This window comes from Rhizobium sp. SYY.PMSO, assembly GCF_046840415.1.
GTDB lineage: Bacteria > Pseudomonadota > Alphaproteobacteria > Rhizobiales > Rhizobiaceae > Rhizobium.
Genome location: NZ_CP177351.1, coordinates 981503 through 1002231 on the forward strand (window position 1 = coordinate 981503; position 20729 = coordinate 1002231).

Here is a 20729-nt window from a genome sequence, read left to right on the forward strand (position 1 = left end):
CCTCCCGGCCAGATCACTCGGTCGGATACTTGATATCTGCGGTGTAGGCGCCCTTTATGCTGGGCTTGCCGTTCTCGATCTGCAGGAGGATCATCGGCAAGCGCGCCTGATTGTGATCGTCAAAGGTAACCTCGCCCACGGGACTCTTATACTTGATTTTGGAAAGGGCATCGCGAACCTTTTCCTGATCAATACTGCCTGCTTCGTGGATCGCTTCCGCAAGCAGATGCACCGTATCCCAATGAACGTAGGCGTGGTTATTGGGCGCATCCTTGTAAGTCGTCGTGAACTTCTCGACGAATGCCTTGCTTTCAGGCGAATCCCAGGCAGGCAGCCAGGCTGCAGCCTCAATGGCACCTTCAAGCGCGGTTGGCGCAGATTCTATCGTCTTTGCCGTATTGAATTCGCCATTACCGATGAGGGTCACCTTGCCCGCGAGACCGAGCTCCACCATCTGTCGCGCGACGATGGGCGTCGTGTCGGCAAGGCCGTACATGATGATCGCCTGCGCGCCATTGTCGCGAATTTTCGACAACACACTGCGGAAGTCGACCTCACCTTCCTTGTAGTAGTCTTCGCTGAGGATTTCGCCCTTGAACTCGGGGAGGTATTTCTTGGTGAATTCGATCGCCGAGCGACCATAATCCGTGTCAACGGACAATACTGCAAACTTGGTGAAACCGCGCTGTTCGGCTGCGTATTTCGCAACGATCAAAGCACGGTTCTCATCAGTTGGATAATTCCGGAAGGTCCATTTGTAACCGCCGACGCCTGCCCCATAGGTGATTTTCGGATTGGAGGACGCGGCGTTGAGGAGAAGGATGCCGGCATCCTCAACAACCGGCTGCATGGCCAAGGTGACAGAGCTGGAGACATCGCCGATGATGAAGCCGACTTCGTCTTCATCGATCAGACGGCGCGTCGCTGAGACGCCTTCGACCGGCGTTCCCTGACTGTCAGCGTTGTAGAGCTCGATCTTGTGGCCGTCGACGCCGCCTGCGTCGTTGATTTCTTTGGCTGCCAGTTCCGCACCATGCATCGAGAATGCGCCGTAACGCGCATTTGGGCCGCTCATCGGCGCGACGATGCCCAGCTTGATCGGATCTCCATCCGCTTTCGCGGAAATCGGGAACCCTGGCACCGCGGCGGCCAGCGTCAGGAGGGCAGTGGAGACAAAGAGAGCTCTGCGGCTAAGTGAATGGGTCATCTGTTCCGCTCCGTGTTAGGAAACATTCTTATCGGTCCGTTCTGGACCGTTTATGCCGCTTAAGCGGTTCTCGAGAGCCGGCCTTAGCCGACGATCTCACAGTAAGTTCATGCATCAGAGCTTGGCCAACACAACTCTACTCTGCCGCCATAGTGATTCCTTATGGCAGGCCTTGAGGCAGACGTCTTCTGTGACGGAGTATGAGCCACACAAAAAAAGATCAAAAATATCTTGTGTCAACAAGATCGGACCAACTCGCTGAGATGATAAGCTTCCGAAACCCGTGTTCGGCTGGCGGATAAGGCCAGCAGCGTAACGAGGCTCTTAAATGAAATCTGTGGCCTTGTAAGGGGACAGTGGTCAGCATCAGTTATTTCAACTGAGTCGCCGGATTTGACAGAGGATAGGACGATCCTGCCCTTATGAACTGGAGGGTTGAGGATTTAGTTAGGATTAAAGTAGCCCTCAGATCGCCCCTCACCTCTCTAGCGACCAACGGCTCACGACGAAATGCAAAACCGGGTGAGATTTGATACAAATGAACAATCAAGCCTCTGTTGGCAAGATGAAGGGAAATATTTCGCTCTTGAACGGATGCGAACCGACGACCCGTCAGGCTAGAGTGTCGTGGAAGCAGACACAATATCATTAATAATTGCATTTGCCGCCCTTTCTATCCTACGAGAAAGCGATCCACTCATCGACTAGGATTCGAGATGCTGCCTGCGGAAGTGACACGCGACCTGTTTGTCGTTGCAGAATTGGTCAACGCCGCGCACTCCGGTGGAGACGGCATTGACCTGCGTCTGATCGACGATATCCGCCGCCGCTACGGCATGACATATCGTCGGCCCGTCACCGCGCACGACCGCGATCAGATTGCGGCACTCGCTCTCCGCTTTCGCTCTATCTTCGGCGCGTCCGTCGATGAGCTGGCACGGATCGCCAATGCGGAACTGGCCGATCTCAGTTTCTCGCCGCGTATCTTCAATCACGAAGAAGGCTATGGCTGGCACATCCACTTCTTTGGTGACGATTTCGACCTTGCCGAGCGCTTGCGCTCGACCAGCGCCATGTCGGTGATGTCGTTGATCATCCATAGAGAAACCCAACGCCTGAAATGCTGTTCGGCGGAGGACTGTCACAACGTCTTCATCGATACGACCAAGAACCTGTCGAAGATCTACTGTGATCCGAAGACCTGCGGAAACCGCACCCATGTTGCGGCTTTTCGCGCCCGAGCCTGACCAGAAGGCCTGGCCTGCTCCACCCTTCTAGCCGATTTTTCTCGCGGCGAATTTTCCTCTTGAATCCCATTTTCTATATCGTAATGTGCTAACTGTAATTAGCACATTACGGCGAAGCCCGGCTTACGCCGGTACCAACAAGAAAGACTGGGAACGATGAAACTGATCAAAACTGGGGCCGCTGCGGCGGCATTGTGCATGCTTTCCTTCGCTGCCGCGCAGGCGCAGGACGTCGAAACGAATGAGCCGGGAAAGCTTTCCGTTTGCGTGGTCGATGCAAATGCTCCCATGTCGTCGGTGATCGACGGCGAGATGAAGGGCTATGAAATCTCCTTCACGCAAGGGATTGCGAAGGAACTCGGCCTAAAGCCCGAATACCGCACGACCGTGTTCGAAGGCATCTTCGCCGCCGTCGCCAACCATGTCTGCGACATCTCGGCCGGCTCGCACTCGATCACCCTTCCGCGCCTGCAGATCATTAATTTTAGCCGCCCGCACTTCGTCGGGTCCTACACCATCCTGACAGCGGCCGATTCTGGCATCGCCGATGAAAAGGGCTTGGCCGGCAAACGTCTCGGCGTCGTGGCCGCCAGCATCCAGGAAACCTACGCCAACGACACCTACAAGGATGCCTCGGTGGTACCATTCCCGGATTCGGCCGCGATCCAGATCGCGCTGCAGTCCGGTCAGATCGATGCAGCCTTCTTCGATGGCGGCCTGGCAGCGATCTATGTCAAGGAATCGCCGAAGCCCCTCAAGGTGGTCGTCTCCATCCCGAACACCGACCAGCCTGCCGGTATCGGCATTGCCAAGGACAGGCCGAATCTGCTTGCCGCCGTCGACAAGGCGATCGGCAAGATGATCGATGACGGCGAATATGCGGAGATCTACAAGAAGTGGATCGGAGCCAACGTTCCCACGCTGCCGGGCGCAGACTTCAAGCCCGCCAAGTAAGCCATCGGAGCCGGTTGCCGCGCGTGCCCCACGCGGTGTCCGGCCCGTCTCTTCGCGGGCGCACACGGCACGATGCAAGGTTTCTGGAATACATTCTTCAACCTCGACTACATGGCGATGGTGATCCCCGAGATCCTGCGCACCGGCTATCTCAACACGCTGAGAGTGGCCCTGTTTTCGAGCATACTCGGCGCCCTGATCGGCGCACCGCTGGCGCTTCTGGCAATCTCCCGCATCTGGGTGCTGCGCTATGCCGCCCGCATTTACATCGACATCTTTCGCGGACTGCCTGCGATCGTGACCATCTTCCTCGTCGGCCAGGGCCTTCCATTTGCCGGCTTCCGGCCCTTCGGGCAGAACCCGTATCCCTACGGCATCATCGCGATCTCTATCGTCGCGAGCGCCTATATCGCCGAAATCCTGCGCTCGGGCATTCAGAGCGTCGATCGCGGCCAAGCGGAAGCGGCCCGCTCTCTCGGCCTCGGCAAGCATCGCACAATGCTGCAGATCGTCTTTCCGCAGGGCGTCCGGCGGGTCATCCCGGCGCTGACGAACCAATTCATCAACATCGTCAAGGATTCGAGCCTGATCTTCGTCCTCGGCCTGATGGTGTCGGAGCGAGAGCTCTATCGCATCGGCCAGGACATCGCCCAGCGCACCGGCAACCTCTCGCCGCTCACGGCAGTCGGCATCGCCTACCTGATCATCACCGTGCCGCTGACCCACCTCGTCAATTTGATGGACCGCCGCTTGCGGGAAGGTCGCTCCTTGCTGCCATCCCGACTGACGAACCTCTGGCTGCACAAGCCGGAACGGCTCGCTCCGGTGGTTGCCATCGAGACCGCGCTCCCGGCGAAGCGGAAGAAGAAGACCTTGGGCGCGCCCGTGATCCAGGTCAGCGACCTATCGTTGAGCTTCGGAGACTTCATGGCGCTGAAAGGCATCGACCTGACCGTGCACAGTGGCGAGGTCGTCTGCATCATCGGTCCGTCCGGATCGGGTAAATCTACCCTGCTGCGAACGTTGAACGGGCTGCAGACACCGGACAAGGGCCGCGTCGAAGTGCTCGGCCGCGATTTTCCGGAGTCGGAACGCCAGCTTAACGAGCTTCGTGCCAAGGTCGGAATGGTGTTCCAAAACTTCAACCTGTTCCCGCATATGAGCGTGATCGAAAACGTCGCCTTTGCGCTGCGCAAGGTAAAGGGGATGAGCGGGACCGCCGCCCATGCGCTCGCCGCGGCAAAGCTTGCCGGCGTCGGCCTGTCGGACAAGCTGCATTCGCGCACCTTTCGGCTCTCCGGCGGGCAGCAGCAGCGTGTCGCGATTGCCCGCGCGCTGGCGATGGAGCCGCAGATCATGTTGTTCGACGAGGCGACTTCGGCCCTCGACCCGGAGCTCGTGAAAGGCGTTCTCGAAATCATGGAAGCGCTCGCTCATGGTGACGGCGCGGCCGGCCCAATGACGATGGTTGTCGTGACGCATGAAATGGGTTTTGCCCGCCATGTCGCCGATCGTGTGGTCTTCATGGATCAGGGTCAAGTCATCGAGACGGGCACGCCTGCGCAGATCTTCGATACCCCGCAATCCGACCGGTTGCGGACCTTCCTCAAACAAGTTCTCTGAATTCACGCCGGAATGGCGAGAAAGGCATGTCATGACGTTCGATGCGGATGTCGGAGTAGTCGGTCTGGGCGCAATGGGCTCAATGACCGCGTGGCGGCTCGCCAAGCGCGGGGTTAGCGTTTTGGGCTGGGATCGCCTGGCTCCCGGCCATGACCAGAGCGCTTCGGGCGGCGAGAGCCGGATTTTCCGGACCGCCTACAAGGAAGGGCCGGCCTATGTCCCGCTTCTGATCAAGTCGCGACATCTCTGGAACGAACTAGAAGCCGATACCGGCACCTTGCTGCTGAACCTGATCGGCGCGATCTCCATGGCGCAGGAAGATTCCGACTACATGCGCAACGTCATCGCCTCCTGCCGGAATTTCGATCTCGACCACGAGATCCTGTCGGCGAGCCAAGTGCGTGAACGCTATCCGGTCCACACGCTTGATCCCGGCGAAGTCGCAGTTCTGGATCGTTGGGCTGGTTATGTCAGGCCCGATCGAGCCAACATGGTGGCTGCCCGCCAAGCGGAATCACTTGGCGCAACGCTACATCGCTACACCCCGATCCGCGACATCGAATTTAGCCAGCATGGCGCGACGGTCTATTCGGACACGCAGGAATGGCGGGTCCGCAAGCTTGTGCTGACCGCCGGACCCTGGACGCGGCGGCTCCTTCCGGGCTCGGAGCTCAACCACAAGCTCGTCCGCATCGTGCTCGCCTGGTATCGCACGGAAAACGACACGCTGTTCCAGCCGGACGTCTTCCCCATCTTCATGCGGCTTTCCGGCGGGCTCGATTTCTGTGGCTGGCCGATGATCAACGGCGACAGCGTCAAGCTCGGCCGCAACGGCTCGCATGGAGTTTTCGAGGATCCGGACAAGCTCAACAGGAATGTCGAGTCCGCCTGGTTCATTCGCTGGCGCCGTATGATCCGCGACTACCTACCGGGGATCATTCCCGACCCTGTCCGCGTCGGCGCCTACATGGACAGTTGGACGCCTTCGGGCAACGCGGTGGTGGACTTGCATCCAGATTGTTCGAACCTCGTGACGCTTTACGGCTTTTCCGGACACGGCTACAAGCTTTCGCCTATTTTCGGCGAGATCGCCGCGCGGCTGGCGCTCGAAGAAAAGGTCGAGCAGGACATCTCCATCTTCCGCTCGCCGGCACTCGGCTCGTTCGACGCGATTCCCAACGAAACCATGGTGCCGTAATGAGCGTGCGACTGGACCATTTCGCCGTGTCCTCACCTGATCTCGACGATGAGATGGCACGTTTCGAGGCCCGCACCGGCGTTCGCCCGCAGCCAGGTGGTTCGCATCCCGGCCAGGGCACGCGCAACGCGCTCGTGAGCCTCGGTCCGGGTGTCTATCTCGCGCTGGACGGCCCCGATCCGGAGCAGTCCCAAGTCGGCAATAACGGCGAGTGGATGGCTGCGCAGACTGGGAGCGACCTGTTTCTCTTCGCCGTCGCGACCGAAGATCTCGACGCGGCCGAGAAAGCCCTGGCGGATTTCGGTATTGCGACCCGTCGTGTAGCCGGCTCGCGCCGCACCAAGGCGGGCGAAACTCTGGCCTGGGAATTTCTGGAAACCGGCTCGACCGAATTCGGCCGAGCCATGCCGCATATCATGACCTGGAAGACCGCCAATCACCCATCCCTGGAAGCACCTGACGGAGGTCGGATAACAGAGTTTCGGGTCGGACATCCAGAGGCGGTAAAGCTCCAAAGCCTTTACGAAAGGCTTGGGCTGGACGTCACGATCGTCGAGCAGCCGGAGCCCGGCTTGACGCTGACGGTTGCCGGAAATCAGGGACCGTTCAACATCCCCTGAGCCGACGCCTATTAAAGCCGCCGGCGATCGCCCAGCGGTCTGCCCATCACCGTTGTGAGCAGATCACCGAGCCATCAGGTTCGTACCGGCGGCGCGCTGACGCTATTCGGTATTACCCGGCTCGGCATTCCGGTCTCAGGAGTCTCATGCGCGGGCCGGCCGTCGCCGACTATTACTCCCGCGAATGGCCGGCTTTTACTCCGGCGTTGACACCGCTTCCAGGCACGTGCAGGAGCGCGTTTGATGTCTGATGGAAGCGCAAAGCAGCCGGCACCTGCACTTCGCTCCGATGCTTCTTTGAACCGCAAAACACATTCTAAGAAATCAGATCAGTTGATGTGAAAGTATACGAACCGGGCAATATCTCCTTGAAAACACGGATTAATGCCAAATGGCCTGCGTCAAAGACGCCCCGCGCCGCAAATTTTCGCTGGCGGCTTCATATGGAATCTTGGGTTGCGGATTACGAAGATATACGCATATCTGGACTTGTTTCATCCAAGAGCTACTTTGGTGCCATGTCTAAACATCCTATCGTGCCGGGTACGGACCTCACAACCATCCGCAGTCTCCTTTTAAAGCACGAAACTAGACAGGCCCGCTCCCTTCTGGCCACAGCCATCGAACATCTTAAGATCCCTGCAGAGGAGGCAGATGTTTTCCTTCGCCGGCTGGCTGTCGCCGGATATCTTAAATGGCATAGCCAATATGGGGGGAGTCTAGATTGGGATCTGTCGGAGCACGGACTTCGCCTTGTCGCTGATGACCTTGGTCCACGTCTATCTCGACAAAAAGCGGAAGTCATTATCGAAGAAGTAATCAATCGAGCACGGAGAATTAACAGCGATCCCGATCGCATTGCACGTGTGAAGGAGCTTAGACTGTTCGGTAGCGTTCTCGAACTCGATCGCGAAGATTTCGGTGACGTCGATATCGAGGCAGAGATCGAAATCCGCAAGGTGCCGAAGGACGAGGTTGCTCGAGCACGCGCCAAGATCGCGACTAAAGTTCCACCTTCCTGGCGCCAGCACCTCATCCGCAGGGTATTTGCAGAAGAGGGTTACGACAGTCGCAACGTGTTCGGTGCACTGAAGAAGGGGATCAGAGGCCTTTCTCTCTCTCAAGATGCGACAAAGTCACTGGGCTGCGAGTTTCGGCGGATCTACTCTTTCGATGTCCAGTCGGGCAATGAATTGGAACCGGATCGGGCTATAGTCCCGCGAACAGCACCACCTCCCAAAACAGCTACTGAAATAACGCCCGTCCCCATTCCCAATCATACGGTGATCCGTCCAAACGGTCTTGCTGGCGCCGACGAGAAGATTCGGACGGAGAAGGTCAGAGTGTCAATGGAGGACCTCGCGTTAACTGAAGCCGTCGTCTGGTTGGGGGAAGAGGGCCCGAACGGAAGTCGTGTTGCGACAGATACCCGCCGGAATCCTCCTCAGCGTTTTGCGGGTGCCCAATTCCTCTTCGATGATTGGCGCGACCCGAACCTGACTGGGCTAGAACTCTTTCAGAGATCGCTAGACTGGGCTTCATTATATGATCTACCCATCTCAAGGATTGGAAGGAAATTCACGCTCCGGACCTATCAAGCTACCCGTATCGCAAATTTCCACGCACTCATCGTTAAACGTGTCGCAGATCGAATAGAAGCGCCCTTGGCTATCAACAAGCACGAGGGGCACAAAGCGGAGTGGTATCAGTTAGGTGGCTCAACATTTACCACCCCCAGAATGATAGCGGCCCACCACCCCATCGCTGTTGCACTGGCTCGGATGCTTGATGAAACGCAGCTGACCGGACAGGTCAATTTCACGGCCGAATTTGATCTGAGCGGTGAGCGGCGGAATTTCTACCCTGCACTACCGGACCTCTCTGATACTTCCAGACGGTTGCGTACTTCCTTGTCAAAGGTGGCATTTACCGAAGAGGTCTTAGAGGAAGCTCGCAGACGCAAGCACGAATATGATTCCAACCTTCCGCTTCATCGTGAAATGCGAGTAGCGGCATTCTATCACCGCCAGAAAACACCGGAGGTGGTTGCCCTGGCCCACGCAAGATTCATTGAAGAGTGGAAAGTGGACGATGACGCCGAATCCGAGAGCCCTGGCGAATTTCTTTCGGGCGAAGAAAGCGCCTGGGACACAGCGGACATTGTCAAAGAGCGTCTTAAAGGCAGCGTAGGCGAACTTCCAGGCTGCCTTTCATTGTCTATCAGTCACAGGGCGCCTGTGCGAGCATAATTTGTTTCGCCTTATTCTTGATTAGGGATCGATCCTGCGACCCGGCGTTTTAAACAACTCATAAGCCTGCTATGCCTTTGAGAATATGTTATTTAAATCAGGCTGAACTATGAAGCTCACCTTTCGGCGTTTTGGAGAGAAGCACTGCCGAGCCTGCCGTCGTTACCACTGTTTGGCGTCCTCAAATCTGATGCCGAAGCGCGCGAGGTATTTCGTTAGGCGATCTGCGTCATTGCTGCTTTTCTTTTCTAATCGCGAGACCGCGAATAAAGCTCTGCCGGCAGAGCTTGCCGTTACGTGCTCACGGCAGGTCCGAAGAACGGTTGCAAGCTGCACCGCGTCGAAACGATCGAGGCGGGCGGCAGCTTCTGCGCCCAGCACATCTTCAATGATCGCATCCGTCCCATCGTCATCGGTCGCGCGTCGCCAAAACGCATTGAGGCGCTTGATTTCGTCGTCCACCACCTCCGTCGTAATACGCCCATGTGGCGCGAGTGTTGCCATGCGCGTCACCGAAGCCGACAGGTCGCGGAAATTGGCGCTCCAGACGGTTTGCGGGCTGGTCGCGAACGTCAGATAGCGTTCCCGCGCCTCCTTGTTGAAGGTCACGTTCTCGCCCTCCCGCTCCAGATAACGCCTGAGTTCGAATTCGAGATTGGGTTCGATATCCTCCTTGCGCTCGCGCAATGCCGGCAGCTGGAAAGTCCAGAGATTGAGCCGGGCGTAGAGGTCCTCGCGGAACCGTCCCTTCCGAACATCCTCGCCGAGATCGCGATTGGTCCCAGCCAGCAGCTGAAAATCCGCTGACATCTCGCGATCGGCGCCGACCGGCAAAAATCTCTTCTCCTCGATCGCACGCAGACACATGGCCTGCTCGTCGAGGCCGAGTTCGCCAATCTCATCGAGGAACAAGACGCCTTTGTCGGCAGATTTGAGCAGACCAGCGCGCTCGCTGGCAGCACCGGTAAAAGCGCCCTTCACATGGCCGAACAGCGCAGACATGGCCTGGTCGCCACGCAAAGTTGCGCAGTTGACTTCGACGAAAGGCCCGCTGATCTTCCGTTGGCTCTTCTTCAATTCGTAAATCCGGCGGGCAAGCTGTGACTTGCCGGCACCGGTTGGTCCGGTCAGGAGGACCGGTGCAGTCGATCGGATGACCACTCTCTCGATCTCGTCAATCATACGGTTAAAGGCAGCATTGCGGGTCGATATGCCGGACTTGAGGAAGGAGGCAGCATCCTCCCGTTCCGACGCGAAACGCTTGGCGATCTCGTCGTAACGGGAAAGATCCAGGTCGATAACCCGGTGCGTACCGACGACATCCTGTTCCCCCTCCCGATCGCGTGGCGGGGAGAGCTGCAACAGCCGGCCGGGAATGATGCGCGCCTCGGTCAGCAGGAACCAGCAGATCTGGGCCACATGTGTGCCGGTGGTTATGTTGACGAGATAATCTTCGGTATCAGGGTCGAAGCTGTAGTCGCGGGCAAAGTCCCTGAGGTTTGTGTAGACCTCGGAGAAATCCCATGGATCGCGGAAGCTGATGACATTGCTGCGCACCTCAGTTGCCGGCGAAACTGTTCCTATGTCGCTGATGATGCGATGGCTGAGGGGCTGTGCATGATTGTCGTGGATCAGTTCCAGCCGGTCGATGAAGAGCCCTGGCTGCTGACAAAGAGCGACGGTCGGGCGCCAGCGGCTCCAACGGTTATCCCATTTCCCCGCATCAAGGGTCGTTCCCAATATGCTGATGGCAACACGCCGCTTCATGACTTATCCAAAATTATAGTCCGCTAGACAGTTGGATAATATCTCCCAGGCATCCGATTTCGCAACTGCAGACTTCTCTAGCGGCATGATAAGAATTTATCCTGCTAAAACAAATAGATATGAGAAACATTCTCGCCACCCCGTCCATCTCCCCAAACTGGCACGCCTCTTGAACTGTATCTGGTACGAACGAAACAAAATGGTGCCGTTATGGCCTCTGCAGCGTTCGTCAACCAAGCGGTGTGTGAAACGAAGCGATCTAATAGAAGGACTGCAAACGCAGAAAAGACGATGACAACGGTAATGAGCGGACAGGATTTGATCGACGCCGGCATGAGCCAGGGAAAGTGGTTTCGCCCAGCCCTCGAAGCCGCCAACTCGGTTTTGAGCAACGGCGGCTCGATGGCGGATGCGCTGGAGACAGCAAAGGCTTTCCAGCCTGGGCCAACACTCGCCTTGCGGGCCGAAAACGATATCGAGATCTATTCGAACATCCGCGCCGAAAACGCTTTCGAGCAGGACAATGTCGAAAAGGTCCACGCGACGATGCGCGCATTGGTTCGTACGCCTGTTGTCCGTTCCGCAGCAATCATGCCGGACGCGTGCCCCGCAGGTCCGATCGGTACGATTCCTGTCGGCGGTGTCGTCGCTTCCGAAGCGATCCATCCTGGCATGCATTCGGCTGATATCTGCTGCTCGATGGCGATCTCGATCTTTCCAGGCGTCGATCCGAAATCGCTGCTGGAGGCCGTGCATGCCGTGACGCATTTCGGCCCGGGCGGCCGTCCGCGCGGCGCACAGTTCAAGCCTTCCGAAGCGACGCTGTCGGGTTTCGAGCAGAATCCCTATCTGCGCGACGGAGCGCTGAGCGTCGGCATCGAACACTTCGCGACCCAGGGCGACGGCAATCATTTCGCCTATGTCGGAACCATGAAGTCGACCGGCGAAACGGCGCTCGTCACCCATCATGGATCGCGAGCTCCCGGTGCACGGCTCTACGACAAGGGCATGAAGGTCGCCAATCGGTTCCGCGAGCAGATGTCACCCGAGACCCATCGCGAGAATGCCTGGATTCCGGCGGATACCGAGGAAGGTGACCTCTACTGGTCGGCCTTGCAGACGATCCGCCAATGGACGAAGGAAAACCACTATGTCCTTCACGACATGGCGGCGGAAAAGCTCTCGGCCAAGATCGCCGATCGCTTCTGGAACGAACACAACTTCGTTTTCCGGAAATCGGACGGGCTGTTCTACCATGGAAAGGGCGCGACGCCTGCGTTTGACAACTGGGCACATGATGCGACCGACCTCACCATCATTCCGCTCAACATGGCGGAACCGGTGCTGATCGTTCGCGGAACGAATGCCGCTCATGGTCTCGGCTTCTCGCCACATGGCGCCGGCCGCAACATCTCGCGCAGCGCGCATGTGCGGCAGCTGTCGGCGGAGTACGGAGCGGATTCGCGTGGGCTCAGCCCGAACAACATCGCGGCAATCCTGGAGAAGGAGACCAGCGGTCTCGACGTTCGCTTCTTCTCGGGTTTTGCCGACGTGTCGGAGCTGCCGAGCGCCTACAAGAGCGCCGCCAACGTGAGGGCACAGATCGAGCATTACGGCCTTGCCGAAGTAGTCGACGAGGTGATCCCATACGGCAGCATCATGGCCGGCGACTGGCAGAAGAATGCACCTTGGCGGAAGAAGCGCCAGTAAACATCGGGGAAGGCGGCATAGTCCGCCTTCCCTTGCATGCATCATGCTTGAAAGCGGCCAATTTGGAGCATCTGGCCCTAGCGACATAGCATCATTCAAAGGCGCGCCTATCCCAATTGCGGACAATTGCGCCTTGGTCCAACAACCTGATATTCGAGAAGATATGAAACCTGCAGTCGCTGCCTTGCTCTTTTTCTACTGCGTTTCCCCGCTCAAGGCATCGCGTGTATTCGACGGCTCGAACGAGGAAGTAATCGATGAAAAAGAATCGCGAAATTCTGTCGCTCGAGACCAGTACCCTTCTCAAATCGTTGCGTGAGGGAGTTGAACTGGAAACCCAGATCGGGGCAATCCTCCAGCAATTCAAGGCGATTCCCCCAGCGGCGATCGGCGCCGTGCCGCTTCAGATCCGCCGCGACGCCAATCTCTATGCAGTTCCGCTCGGTTATTTCTGGCCTACCCACTACGATGCCTTCTTCTTCAAATCCTCTTGGCTAAGATATGCAGGAGCGGTAGTGCTCCGTTCTGCAACCACGAAAATGAGCCGTTCAAGCGCCCTGTTTTTATCATCCCCATCCGGTATCGTCTCGGTCAGATGGATTGCCAACAGCGTGTCTTGCATCTGCGCCAGCCGCGAGAAGAAGAAGTTCAGCTGAATGAGGCTACGGTTGTACAAATAGAAGTACCCGCCGCCGATGAACTGAAGGATGACGCCTGCAAACGGCACCAGATACGCCGTGAGGTCGTTCCGCTCGGCCGTATAGGCCCAGATGCCACCGATGACGAGGGTGACAAAACCCGCAATAATGGAATACAAGCTCGCATTGAAGCTGTTGCGCGCCTGACTCTTGTTCATCTTGTAATATTCGATCAGGTGGCCGAGGTTACCCCGTATGCCGGTGATGATGTCTTCCTCAACGACCGTCTGCTCTTGCGCCTCTTGCGTTGGCGGACCGATGACCTCTTCCTTATGCGCACGACGGACTTCGGCCACGCTTCTGCCTATCCTGATTGTCGCCGCTATCGGGTCCAGCACGCTTTCAGCAAATACACTTACGAAATGATCTTCGTCTTTGCTTGAAAGGACTTCCTTCAATCGCTCAGGATCAATCGCGCTCACCGCGACGGATACGAGCAACCAGAAGACGATGAACAGGCTCGTCAGAAGGACAGGCAGCGTATCAATCAGTTTAAGCTCGCGCCCGCCCACGAAGACGTGCCCAACGGTTGCTGCATAGGCCAAGGCAAGACTTGCTCCGGAGAGCCCGACCGCAACGACAAGGAAAGCTCCCCGCAGGATCTTGTTCTTCCGCAGAAGATCGATGAATACGATATTCAGAATTTCAACTAATCGACCAAGCATCGGCCCCTCGCCGGTTCAAACGCGAGGAGGAGCTATAGCAATACAACTGTAAATAAAAGGGTCGCTTCTGCGATGCCTTCAACCGAAGTCATAGCCTATGAGCGCCGCCGCGCGCCCTCCTTGCACGACATCACGAAAAAGGCCTGCAATCCGTCGACATAGAGAAGAAGGTCGTTACCTACCCACGCGCCGAGCCCGATTTCCTCAAGCTCCGCGCAAACCTTGAACGGCTCGCTCAACTCCCAACTGGTAATCGGCGGAACGGCCGGATTTTTTTCATCGTCGCAGATTGATAATTCCTCCCCTCACACCCAGATGCAAAATGTAGAGCGCAAAATTGTAGAGCCATCATTCTCATCCGGAGAGGAGAATTTCATGCCGAAGATTCGTAGGAAAGTAGCCAGCAAACCGAGACGCTACATTTTGGAGCTCAATCGCGCCGTTGGGGACAGCGTGCGCAAGGCGCTTCGTTACTTCGAGCGGCGTGGCATTCCCGCTGACATCCTGCCGCACAAGACTACGTTGCAGATCACCAAGCCGGACAATATGTCGTTTGGCGAATTCCTTCGCATTATCGGCAAAGGGATACAGGCTCGGATCGGTAGCGTTATTATGTTCAGCCAGACCACCGGCAACGCCTTTATCTGCAACAACCGTGGCAATCGCCCCGGCAAGTTCATCCGCGTTCCGGCCTAAGTTTCTTCCATGTGATTGCTGTTAGAGGCCCTACGGGGCCTCTTTTCGTTTGAGTGGCAGTTGCTACGCTCGTTGCAAGTAAAAGCGCGCCTCCGGGCGCGCGTTTGCTGTGGACAACTCGGTGGCGTGTAAGACCGAAGCACAGAATTCCTGTACTGGTTGCAAATCCGGAGGAAGTCGCCTTGGCCGACACAGTAGAAGCGAGAAAGCCTTACCGTATTCTCAGCCTTGATGGCGGTGGCGCCAAAGGGTTTTACACGCTTGGCGTTTTAGCCGAGATCGAAGGCCTTGTCGGTTGCCGTCTCTGCGAGAAGTTCGACCTTGTATTCGGAACCAGCACTGGCGCCATCATCGCGTCCATGATCGCTCTGGGCATGACCGTCGATGATATCCACGACAACTATAAAAAGTATGTGCCCGACATCATGCGGCTGAAAAAGCCGGAGCAGAAATCGGCCAAGCTCGCTGAGCTGGCACAGCGAATTTTTGGTGAGGCAAAATTCGATGACGTGAAAACCGGCGTCGGCATCGTCACCACAAAGTGGGTGATCGAGAGGCCCATGATCTTCAAGGGCAGCATCGAGCAAGCCCACGGCCGGAAGGGCACGTTCAAACCGGGGTTCGGTGTGAGGATTGGCGACGCGGTGCAGGCATCTTGTTCCGCTTATCCGTTCTTTTCGCCGAAGACTGTCACCACTGCCGATGGCGATGAAGTGAAACTGGTGGACGGCGGCTATTGCGCCAACAATCCGACTCTATACGCCATTGCCGATGCCAGCCGGGCATTGGGCCTGACCCACGCAGACCTCCGCGTTATCAGCGTTGGCGTCGGGGTCTATCCAAGCCCGAAGCAGTCGATGCTCAGCAAGATGTATTGGGCAAACAAATACCTGCTCAGCGTCCAGCTCCTACAAAAGACGCTTGAGATCAACACACAGTCGATGGACCAGCTTCGCTCGATTCTCTTCAAGGACGTGCCGAGCGTCCGCATATCCGACACTTTTGAACACCCGGACATGGCCACCGACCTGTTTGAACACGACCTCAAAAAACTCAACATCCTCCGTCAGCGCGGCCGCGAGTCATTCGCCAAAAACGAAGCCTTGCTGAAGGAATACCTTCTGTAGCGGATCCCTCTTCATGGCAATCAACGAAGCTCAGCTCGATACCTGGTCAGCTCAGGGCAGTGTCCAGCAGTCTGCCGCGACCTATCAGACGATCCGCAACGTCCTCGACCACAAAGACTCGCCGTATTACCAAAAGTTCTACGAAATCTTCTTGCAGGGCTCTTACGGCAACGACACGAACGTATGGCGAGACAGTGATGTCGATATCGTCATGCGGCTGACTTCGGTTTACTATTCGGACCTCAGCAATCTGACGCCCGAGCACAAGGCCAACTACGAACAGCTTCGGACGCCAACGGAATATTCTTTGGCAAAATTCAAGGAGGAGGTGGCCGCGTGGTTGACCAAGAACTTCGGCACGGGGGTTGATGCCAGCGGTAAGGCGATCTTTGTTCCGGGTAGCGGCAACCGTCGCGACGCGGACGTGCTAGCCTGCGCCGAGCATCGCGAGTTCATCACGTATCCGGCCATTGGAAATCCCACCTATCGCGAAGGCATTATTTTTTGGAAGTCGGATGGCACGCAGATCGTCAACTATCCGAAACAGCACTCGAGCAACTGCACCAATAAATACCAAAATACGAATAGCTATTTCAAGCCCACCGTCCGCATCTTCAAGAACATCCGGAATAGGATGATCGATGACGGCCGATTAAAGGAAGGCGTTGCCCCGTCCTACTTCTTGGAGGGTATGATTTGGAACGTGCCCATCAATCTTTTCGGTGTTAGCTACCAGCAAACCGTGATTAACTGCTTCAACCATATCTATGGGATGGCAGATAAGTCCGAACTCACGTGTGCCAACGGGATCCACTGGCTGCTTCGCGATGGTTTCCCGACGAGTTGGTCACCAAACGACCACAACATCTTCATGGAAGCGTTCAAGCAGTTCTGGAATGATTTCTGAGGCCGCGTTTGGCGTTCCGGACGGTCAGCCCTCTTTCGAGGGACTTTGCCTCTTTGCCGCAACGCCAGACTTTCGTTTTCTCAACGGCACCGGTTTACCAGCGGACAGGCGAACCGCCTGAGGCTTCAGCCTTCCATCGTCTTTTTTCAAATTGCTGATAAGAACTTCGCACTCGATCAGGTTGCTCGCGAAAGCGCTGGCTAGCTTGCCTCGGTCGCTTCCATCCCCGGTCGCGCTCAGACGACTCGGGGCGATCTGAGCGAGCCTGCTGGCAATCGCGGGCTTGGCGAAATTAATGCCATCCCAGTTATGTGCGAACTCGTTGCGAATTTTCCGGATGTGTTCAAAGTCAGCGAATTGAATGTCCGACAGCAATCCCATGGCGTGACACGCCTTAATCCTCGCGGAGAACGTACCCAGCGGAGCATTGAAACCCTCAACCAGCTCCTTGGCAGCCTTCACATCCCTCATGAAAGCAAGCAGGAGCCGGCCAAGACAATCTTCCGAAAATGCCGCGATGGATAGGACCAAGGCACGTTCATCGTCCTTCTCTTTGTTGAGGACAGCGAGCAGGCGGTTCAGCTTTCCAAAGACCTCATCCCCCTCCGCCAAATCCTGCGCTTCGTCAGCCATCCACCCCTCCATCTCGTTGCAAGAGTAGTTGCCGCGATTCTCAAAAGCTTGACTACCGATAGATCCGAGAGGTTCTTCATCTTTTTTCGAGACGCAGGCCTGAGTTCCGTATCTTTCCTTATGAAGCCACATAGGTGCGGCTTGCGAACAGCCGCCACACCACCAACTAACCATACGGCTATCACCTAAAGGAACTCCGGATGATAAAACCAAGTGACCACTTTGAGCCTCGGGATGTCGTCGCCGAATTCATCGCGGCCAAATTCGTGGAGCGGGGAAATACCCTCCCCGACAAGAGTTTTCCCAGCTTCGCGATCAGCCGTGGCCTCGAACTGCGCGAACTCCTCGAACTCTTCGAGGATGCAGTGAAGCGTGGCGTTCTTAAGAAGAACGCATGGGGAGCCTATTTTCGGCGCTGAACGAGACCGGGTGCACGGTCGATGGATACCCATGCTAGCCATGAGTACAAGCCGCGCTCCACCCGTAGCGAAGTCGAGCCTGCATTTTCTGCCTCGTGATCCCGACGTAGGTCGGGTGCCCGTCAACGCTGGCGATATACAGCTTCGGATTTTTCGACACGGCAAGCCCCGAGAGCTTTGAGGTGCCTTCATTGCAAAGCACCGTAAAGCTTTGCGGCGTGTACGTAAGTGCGTAGCGTTCCGGTCCGTTCAGCAGCATGATTCCCCCAATTTTCGACATCCCCGATAGCAGCAGCCGCCCTTCAGCGGACTTCGCTACTTCGGCCACTCCTTGTACCGGTGAGGGAACATACCGATATCCTTCCTCGCCTCCGCAAACATCTCCGCGAAGCGACCCGTGCATTTGCTGAAATAGCCCGCGACATAGAACGCATAGACATCGGCATGGAAGGCGCCAGCATCTGCAAAGGCGAGCGGGCCACGCACATCATCTTCACAAAGCACGTTGTGCGGAAGGACGATGATTCCGGTGAGGACAAGCCGGGGATGGTCGTGAAAGGCTATCCGGTCTTCAACATCGACCAGATCGACGGTCTGGATGATATGTACCGCCAGCCTCAGCAAGAACCCAACAATACGCAGGCGACCCATGAAAAGGCCATCGCCTTCGTCAGGGGAACCGGCATCGGCGTGCAGCACGGCGCCAACAAGGCGGCCTATTACCCTACCCGCGACGAGGTGGTGATGCCGGATCTTGCGGCTTTCGTGAACGAGGCGGCCTATTGGGGTGTCCTCAATCACGAGCTGACGCACGCGACCGGCCACAAGGATCGGCTCGACCGCACCTTCGGGAGGCGGTTTGGCTATAAGGCCTATGCGTTCGAGGAGCTGGTGGCCGAGCTTGGGAGCGCCTTCCTATGCGCCCGTCTCGGCATCGAGCCGTCGTTCAGGTCCGCCAGCTACATCGAGAGCTGGCTGAAAGTGCTCACCGACGACAACCGCGCGATATTCTCAGCGGCGAGCTATGCCGGCCACGCGGCCCACTGGCTTTGGAAGAGGTCGTTCGGAGAGGTCGAAGAAAAGCGGCTGGAAGCAGCCGAATAACAAGCAATGTTGTTGCATCCTTCGGGTTGCGGCAATTTTTTACGCCGATCCTTCAACGCTACTTGTCGCTTATTTGTCGATCTGCGCCAGACCAATGGGCGATCTGGTTTGTGCCGGCGAGAGCCGAGCCCAATACCACCGACCCCACAAAAAGGATCAACGCGACAATAGCAAAGCGCCCGCTTGCGGATGCCTTCCACTTGCCGAATTCGAATGTCAGGGAATCTTTCTGATCTTCCATGCGCGCAACTCTCCTTAAAAAACAAGGTGAGCGCTGCTGCTGCTGCGCATATTGTCAGATTTTCCGACTACCGCAAGGGGAGCACGAGAACCGAGGATGAACATCCCGTTCATATGGCCCGCTTTTAGTACCGCCTTTTTTTCAAGTGATTTCCTAACTATCTGATATTTATTGATTTTATTTAGACTTTTCCACGCATTCCACAGCTTTCCAGCTTTTCGGAATTTCCTTGAATTCACCATCTTGGCGCCAGTCTCGCCGACGTTCTGTCGCCTGTTTTAGAGACCTCCGATAAGTTACGGATTCGATTTAGATTTTTCCGTCACCGCCACCGTCCAAATTGGACAGTGCCCCACATAGTTTTGCAACTAGATGCACGCCTGCTCCATAGCGGCATCTAACCGGTCCACCGCACGCCGCGTCTCTGGCTTATCGACGTCGTAGACTACGACCTTATTCCCCTCGTACGCGATACAGCCCGCGCCGTTTAAGGTCCGACACGACATCAGCATCGGAGAGCAGCTCGACACTAGCAGCAGCGCAGTTACCAGAGCGCGTAAACAAAGGTGAACCTATCCTTCGGCTTCGCCGACGCTTCGGCTTTCGGTTGCAACGCGTCGACCGCCGCGTCGCCGTCTGCCTCACCCATCTTCACGAACTCCCCCATTCGCTGCTGATCAGCGGCGGCACCATCTTTGTGATCATACAACGAACCACCGCCACGATTGCAAGACTGTAAAATCTCATCGTGCCCGTTGTGCTGCCTCCCTGAGGTCTGTCACGGGCTGGATGACATCCCTTACCTCCCTTACAGCCAGGTCGACTAAATTTGGTATCTATTAACCATATCAATTAACTTCTCAATTCCCTCATGTGGAAGCTATAGTGGCGTTTGCTTCCGTTCGTGGATGGTGTTACCGGGTGCGTTTGTAACCATCGATAAGTATTGGTTATCGATGATAGATCGACAAAGCCCGCAAATCCGGCTTGTCAGTCCTTGTGGATCGGCGAAAAGCCCGCAAATCCGGGCGTTTTGCGGCTTTTTCACTTTGGATCGGTGGAAATTCTGCCCGATTAAGCGGAAATAACGCGCGCCGGACCGGTCGAGCTCCTCCCCTCCCCTATCGTCTCTTGGCACCAAAGCCTGGCTAAAATGACAAGCCCAGCCTAGCTCCGCTCCGAAACGGCCGATTTCACGCCATTTCCGCCAAGGGAGCCCGCTGGCGCGCGTTAAGGGGTCGCGATGAGCGTGGGTTGAGCTCAACCAGGAAAACGCGTTGAACGGCGCTCTATTTGAGCTATAAAACACGCTTGCAAACCTTCCTTTGCTCATGAGTTTATTATTTGTACAAATGCCGTCAAAAGCGAACCAAATCGGGCACAGCAGGTTTAGCCACCAGCTCTCCTTCACCCCACCGCGACTATTTGTCGGATACAGCGGGTTTTGATCGTAGATCACCTTGATGACGCCAAGGCCACGAGCTGCCGGCTGCCACCGAATTCATCAAGAGCGTGGATCTGGCATCGGGCAAGGCCAGTGCTCACCAAGTTGCCGCAGGACTTCGCCCGGCGACGTTCTTGTCATCGTTCGTTTCGACTGCCTAGCCCGATTGGTCAATCATCTGCTACGAGGGTCTCAATAGACGCGGGGTTATTTCCGCTCG

At 56.6% G+C, this 20729-nt stretch carries 20 protein-coding genes; 12 read left to right on the forward strand and 8 right to left on the reverse strand.

What is annotated here, in order from left to right; genetic code table 11:
- Nucleotides 1-13: 13 nt before the first annotated feature.
- Nucleotides 14-1207: an ABC transporter substrate-binding protein gene (locus tag ACJJVH_RS31195; protein WP_412066382.1), complete on the reverse strand. Its 1194-nt coding sequence runs from the start codon at nt 1205-1207 to the stop codon at nt 14-16.
- Nucleotides 1208-1923: 716 nt separating this feature from the next.
- On the opposite strand from ACJJVH_RS31195, the gene ACJJVH_RS31200 reads away from it, so the two are divergent.
- The 6 genes from ACJJVH_RS31200 to ACJJVH_RS31225 all read left to right on the forward strand — a co-directional run bounded on the left by ACJJVH_RS31200 (nt 1924) and on the right by ACJJVH_RS31225 (nt 9098).
- Nucleotides 1924-2454 carry a CGNR zinc finger domain-containing protein gene (locus ACJJVH_RS31200; protein ID WP_113436217.1) on the forward strand — a complete coding sequence of 177 codons (531 nt, stop codon included), beginning with the start codon at nt 1924-1926 and terminating at the stop codon, nt 2452-2454.
- 156 nt (nt 2455-2610) lie between these two features.
- Nucleotides 2611-3408, forward strand: a complete 798-nt coding sequence (locus ACJJVH_RS31205; RefSeq protein ID WP_412066383.1) for an ABC transporter substrate-binding protein — start codon at nt 2611-2613, stop codon at nt 3406-3408.
- A 72-nt stretch (nt 3409-3480) separates the two neighbouring features.
- Nucleotides 3481-5031, forward strand: coding sequence for an amino acid ABC transporter permease/ATP-binding protein (locus tag ACJJVH_RS31210; RefSeq protein ID WP_113436219.1), 1551 nt, complete (start codon nt 3481-3483; stop codon nt 5029-5031).
- A 31-nt stretch (nt 5032-5062) separates the two neighbouring features.
- On the forward strand, nt 5063-6229 hold the full coding sequence (solA, locus tag ACJJVH_RS31215) for an N-methyl-L-tryptophan oxidase (protein WP_412066384.1): 1167 nt from the start codon (nt 5063-5065) through the stop codon (nt 6227-6229).
- Nucleotides 6229-6849, forward strand: coding sequence for a VOC family protein (locus ACJJVH_RS31220; RefSeq protein ID WP_113436220.1), 621 nt, complete (start codon nt 6229-6231; stop codon nt 6847-6849). The genes solA and ACJJVH_RS31220 overlap by 1 nt, the downstream gene beginning before the upstream one ends.
- 443 nt (nt 6850-7292) lie before the next feature.
- The gene (locus ACJJVH_RS31225; protein WP_412066385.1) at nt 7293-9098 is read left to right on the forward strand and encodes a hypothetical protein; all 1806 of its coding nucleotides are present in this window, start codon (nt 7293-7295) and stop codon (nt 9096-9098) included.
- Nucleotides 9099-9260: 162 nt separating this feature from the next.
- Here ACJJVH_RS31225 and rtcR read toward each other — a convergent pair whose 3' ends face one another.
- Nucleotides 9261-10865, reverse strand: coding sequence for an RNA repair transcriptional activator RtcR (gene rtcR, locus ACJJVH_RS31230; protein ID WP_112803923.1), 1605 nt, complete (start codon nt 10863-10865; stop codon nt 9261-9263).
- A gap of 303 nt (nt 10866-11168) precedes the next feature.
- On the opposite strand from rtcR, the gene ACJJVH_RS31235 reads away from it, so the two are divergent.
- Nucleotides 11169-12575, forward strand: a complete 1407-nt coding sequence (locus ACJJVH_RS31235) for an RtcB family protein (RefSeq protein WP_412066386.1) — start codon at nt 11169-11171, stop codon at nt 12573-12575.
- 463 nt (nt 12576-13038) lie between these two features.
- On the opposite strand, the gene ACJJVH_RS31240 is transcribed toward ACJJVH_RS31235, so the two are convergent.
- Nucleotides 13039-13938 carry a TRADD-N-associated membrane domain-containing protein gene (locus ACJJVH_RS31240; protein ID WP_412066387.1) on the reverse strand — a complete coding sequence of 300 codons (900 nt, stop codon included), beginning with the start codon at nt 13936-13938 and terminating at the stop codon, nt 13039-13041.
- A 375-nt stretch (nt 13939-14313) separates the two neighbouring features.
- On the opposite strand from ACJJVH_RS31240, the gene ACJJVH_RS31245 reads away from it, so the two are divergent.
- From ACJJVH_RS31245 to ACJJVH_RS31255, 3 genes are all read left to right on the forward strand, one after another.
- Nucleotides 14314-14634, forward strand: coding sequence for a hypothetical protein (locus tag ACJJVH_RS31245; RefSeq protein WP_412066388.1), 321 nt, complete (start codon nt 14314-14316; stop codon nt 14632-14634).
- Nucleotides 14635-14816: 182 nt separating this feature from the next.
- Entirely contained in the window at nt 14817-15761 is a 945-nt protein-coding gene (locus ACJJVH_RS31250; protein WP_412066389.1) for a patatin-like phospholipase family protein, read from the forward strand.
- Between the two features lie 13 nt (nt 15762-15774).
- On the forward strand, nt 15775-16668 hold the full coding sequence (locus ACJJVH_RS31255; RefSeq protein WP_412066390.1) for a nucleotidyltransferase: 894 nt from the start codon (nt 15775-15777) through the stop codon (nt 16666-16668).
- A gap of 24 nt (nt 16669-16692) precedes the next feature.
- On the opposite strand, the gene ACJJVH_RS31260 is transcribed toward ACJJVH_RS31255, so the two are convergent.
- Nucleotides 16693-17301: an MltR family transcriptional regulator gene (locus ACJJVH_RS31260; RefSeq protein ID WP_412066391.1), complete on the reverse strand. Its 609-nt coding sequence runs from the start codon at nt 17299-17301 to the stop codon at nt 16693-16695.
- A gap of 200 nt (nt 17302-17501) precedes the next feature.
- Here ACJJVH_RS31260 and ACJJVH_RS31265 point away from each other — a divergent pair, with 200 nt between their 5' ends.
- On the forward strand, nt 17502-17720 hold the full coding sequence (locus ACJJVH_RS31265) for a hypothetical protein (RefSeq protein WP_412066392.1): 219 nt from the start codon (nt 17502-17504) through the stop codon (nt 17718-17720).
- 34 nt (nt 17721-17754) lie between these two features.
- Here ACJJVH_RS31265 and ACJJVH_RS31270 read toward each other — a convergent pair whose 3' ends face one another.
- A complete protein-coding gene (locus ACJJVH_RS31270) occupies nt 17755-18048 on the reverse strand; it encodes a hypothetical protein (protein WP_412066393.1) in 294 nt (97 codons plus the stop codon).
- Nucleotides 18049-18164: 116 nt separating this feature from the next.
- Between ACJJVH_RS31270 and ACJJVH_RS31275 the strand changes: the two genes are divergently transcribed.
- On the forward strand, nt 18165-18824 hold the full coding sequence (locus ACJJVH_RS31275; RefSeq protein WP_412066394.1) for an ArdC family protein: 660 nt from the start codon (nt 18165-18167) through the stop codon (nt 18822-18824).
- A gap of 58 nt (nt 18825-18882) precedes the next feature.
- Here ACJJVH_RS31275 and ACJJVH_RS31280 read toward each other — a convergent pair whose 3' ends face one another.
- The 3 genes from ACJJVH_RS31280 to ACJJVH_RS31290 all read right to left on the reverse strand — a co-directional run bounded on the left by ACJJVH_RS31280 (nt 18883) and on the right by ACJJVH_RS31290 (nt 20524).
- Nucleotides 18883-19065, reverse strand: coding sequence for a hypothetical protein (locus ACJJVH_RS31280; protein ID WP_412066395.1), 183 nt, complete (start codon nt 19063-19065; stop codon nt 18883-18885).
- Between the two features lie 544 nt (nt 19066-19609).
- Nucleotides 19610-19774 carry a hypothetical protein gene (locus ACJJVH_RS31285; protein ID WP_412066396.1) on the reverse strand — a complete coding sequence of 55 codons (165 nt, stop codon included), beginning with the start codon at nt 19772-19774 and terminating at the stop codon, nt 19610-19612.
- Between the two features lie 171 nt (nt 19775-19945).
- Nucleotides 19946-20524, reverse strand: a complete 579-nt coding sequence (locus ACJJVH_RS31290; RefSeq protein ID WP_412066397.1) for a hypothetical protein — start codon at nt 20522-20524, stop codon at nt 19946-19948.
- Nucleotides 20525-20729: the final 205 nt, after the last annotated feature.

What these genes read in the sequence shown, in the direction of transcription:
- ACJJVH_RS31255 (WP_412066390.1), top strand. Translation starts at nt 15,775, where the DNA reads ATGGCAATCAACGAAGCTCAGCTCGATACCTGGTCAGCTCAGGGCAGT.
- ACJJVH_RS31195 (WP_412066382.1), bottom strand. Translation starts at nt 1,207, where the DNA reads ATGACCCATTCACTTAGCCGCAGAGCTCTCTTTGTCTCCACTGCCCTC.
- ACJJVH_RS31210 (WP_113436219.1), top strand. Translation starts at nt 3,481, where the DNA reads ATGCAAGGTTTCTGGAATACATTCTTCAACCTCGACTACATGGCGATG.
- ACJJVH_RS31200 (WP_113436217.1), top strand. Translation starts at nt 1,924, where the DNA reads ATGCTGCCTGCGGAAGTGACACGCGACCTGTTTGTCGTTGCAGAATTG.
- ACJJVH_RS31265 (WP_412066392.1), top strand. Translation starts at nt 17,502, where the DNA reads ATGATAAAACCAAGTGACCACTTTGAGCCTCGGGATGTCGTCGCCGAA.
- ACJJVH_RS31280 (WP_412066395.1), bottom strand. Translation starts at nt 19,065, where the DNA reads ATGGAAGATCAGAAAGATTCCCTGACATTCGAATTCGGCAAGTGGAAG.
- ACJJVH_RS31260 (WP_412066391.1), bottom strand. Translation starts at nt 17,301, where the DNA reads ATGGCTGACGAAGCGCAGGATTTGGCGGAGGGGGATGAGGTCTTTGGA.
- solA (WP_412066384.1), top strand. Translation starts at nt 5,063, where the DNA reads ATGACGTTCGATGCGGATGTCGGAGTAGTCGGTCTGGGCGCAATGGGC.
- ACJJVH_RS31275 (WP_412066394.1), top strand. Translation starts at nt 18,165, where the DNA reads ATGGAAGGCGCCAGCATCTGCAAAGGCGAGCGGGCCACGCACATCATC.
- ACJJVH_RS31235 (WP_412066386.1), top strand. Translation starts at nt 11,169, where the DNA reads ATGAGCGGACAGGATTTGATCGACGCCGGCATGAGCCAGGGAAAGTGG.
- ACJJVH_RS31225 (WP_412066385.1), top strand. Translation starts at nt 7,293, where the DNA reads ATGGAATCTTGGGTTGCGGATTACGAAGATATACGCATATCTGGACTT.
- ACJJVH_RS31220 (WP_113436220.1), top strand. Translation starts at nt 6,229, where the DNA reads ATGAGCGTGCGACTGGACCATTTCGCCGTGTCCTCACCTGATCTCGAC.
- ACJJVH_RS31240 (WP_412066387.1), bottom strand. Translation starts at nt 13,938, where the DNA reads ATGCTTGGTCGATTAGTTGAAATTCTGAATATCGTATTCATCGATCTT.
- ACJJVH_RS31205 (WP_412066383.1), top strand. Translation starts at nt 2,611, where the DNA reads ATGAAACTGATCAAAACTGGGGCCGCTGCGGCGGCATTGTGCATGCTT.
- rtcR (WP_112803923.1), bottom strand. Translation starts at nt 10,865, where the DNA reads ATGAAGCGGCGTGTTGCCATCAGCATATTGGGAACGACCCTTGATGCG.
- ACJJVH_RS31245 (WP_412066388.1), top strand. Translation starts at nt 14,314, where the DNA reads ATGCCGAAGATTCGTAGGAAAGTAGCCAGCAAACCGAGACGCTACATT.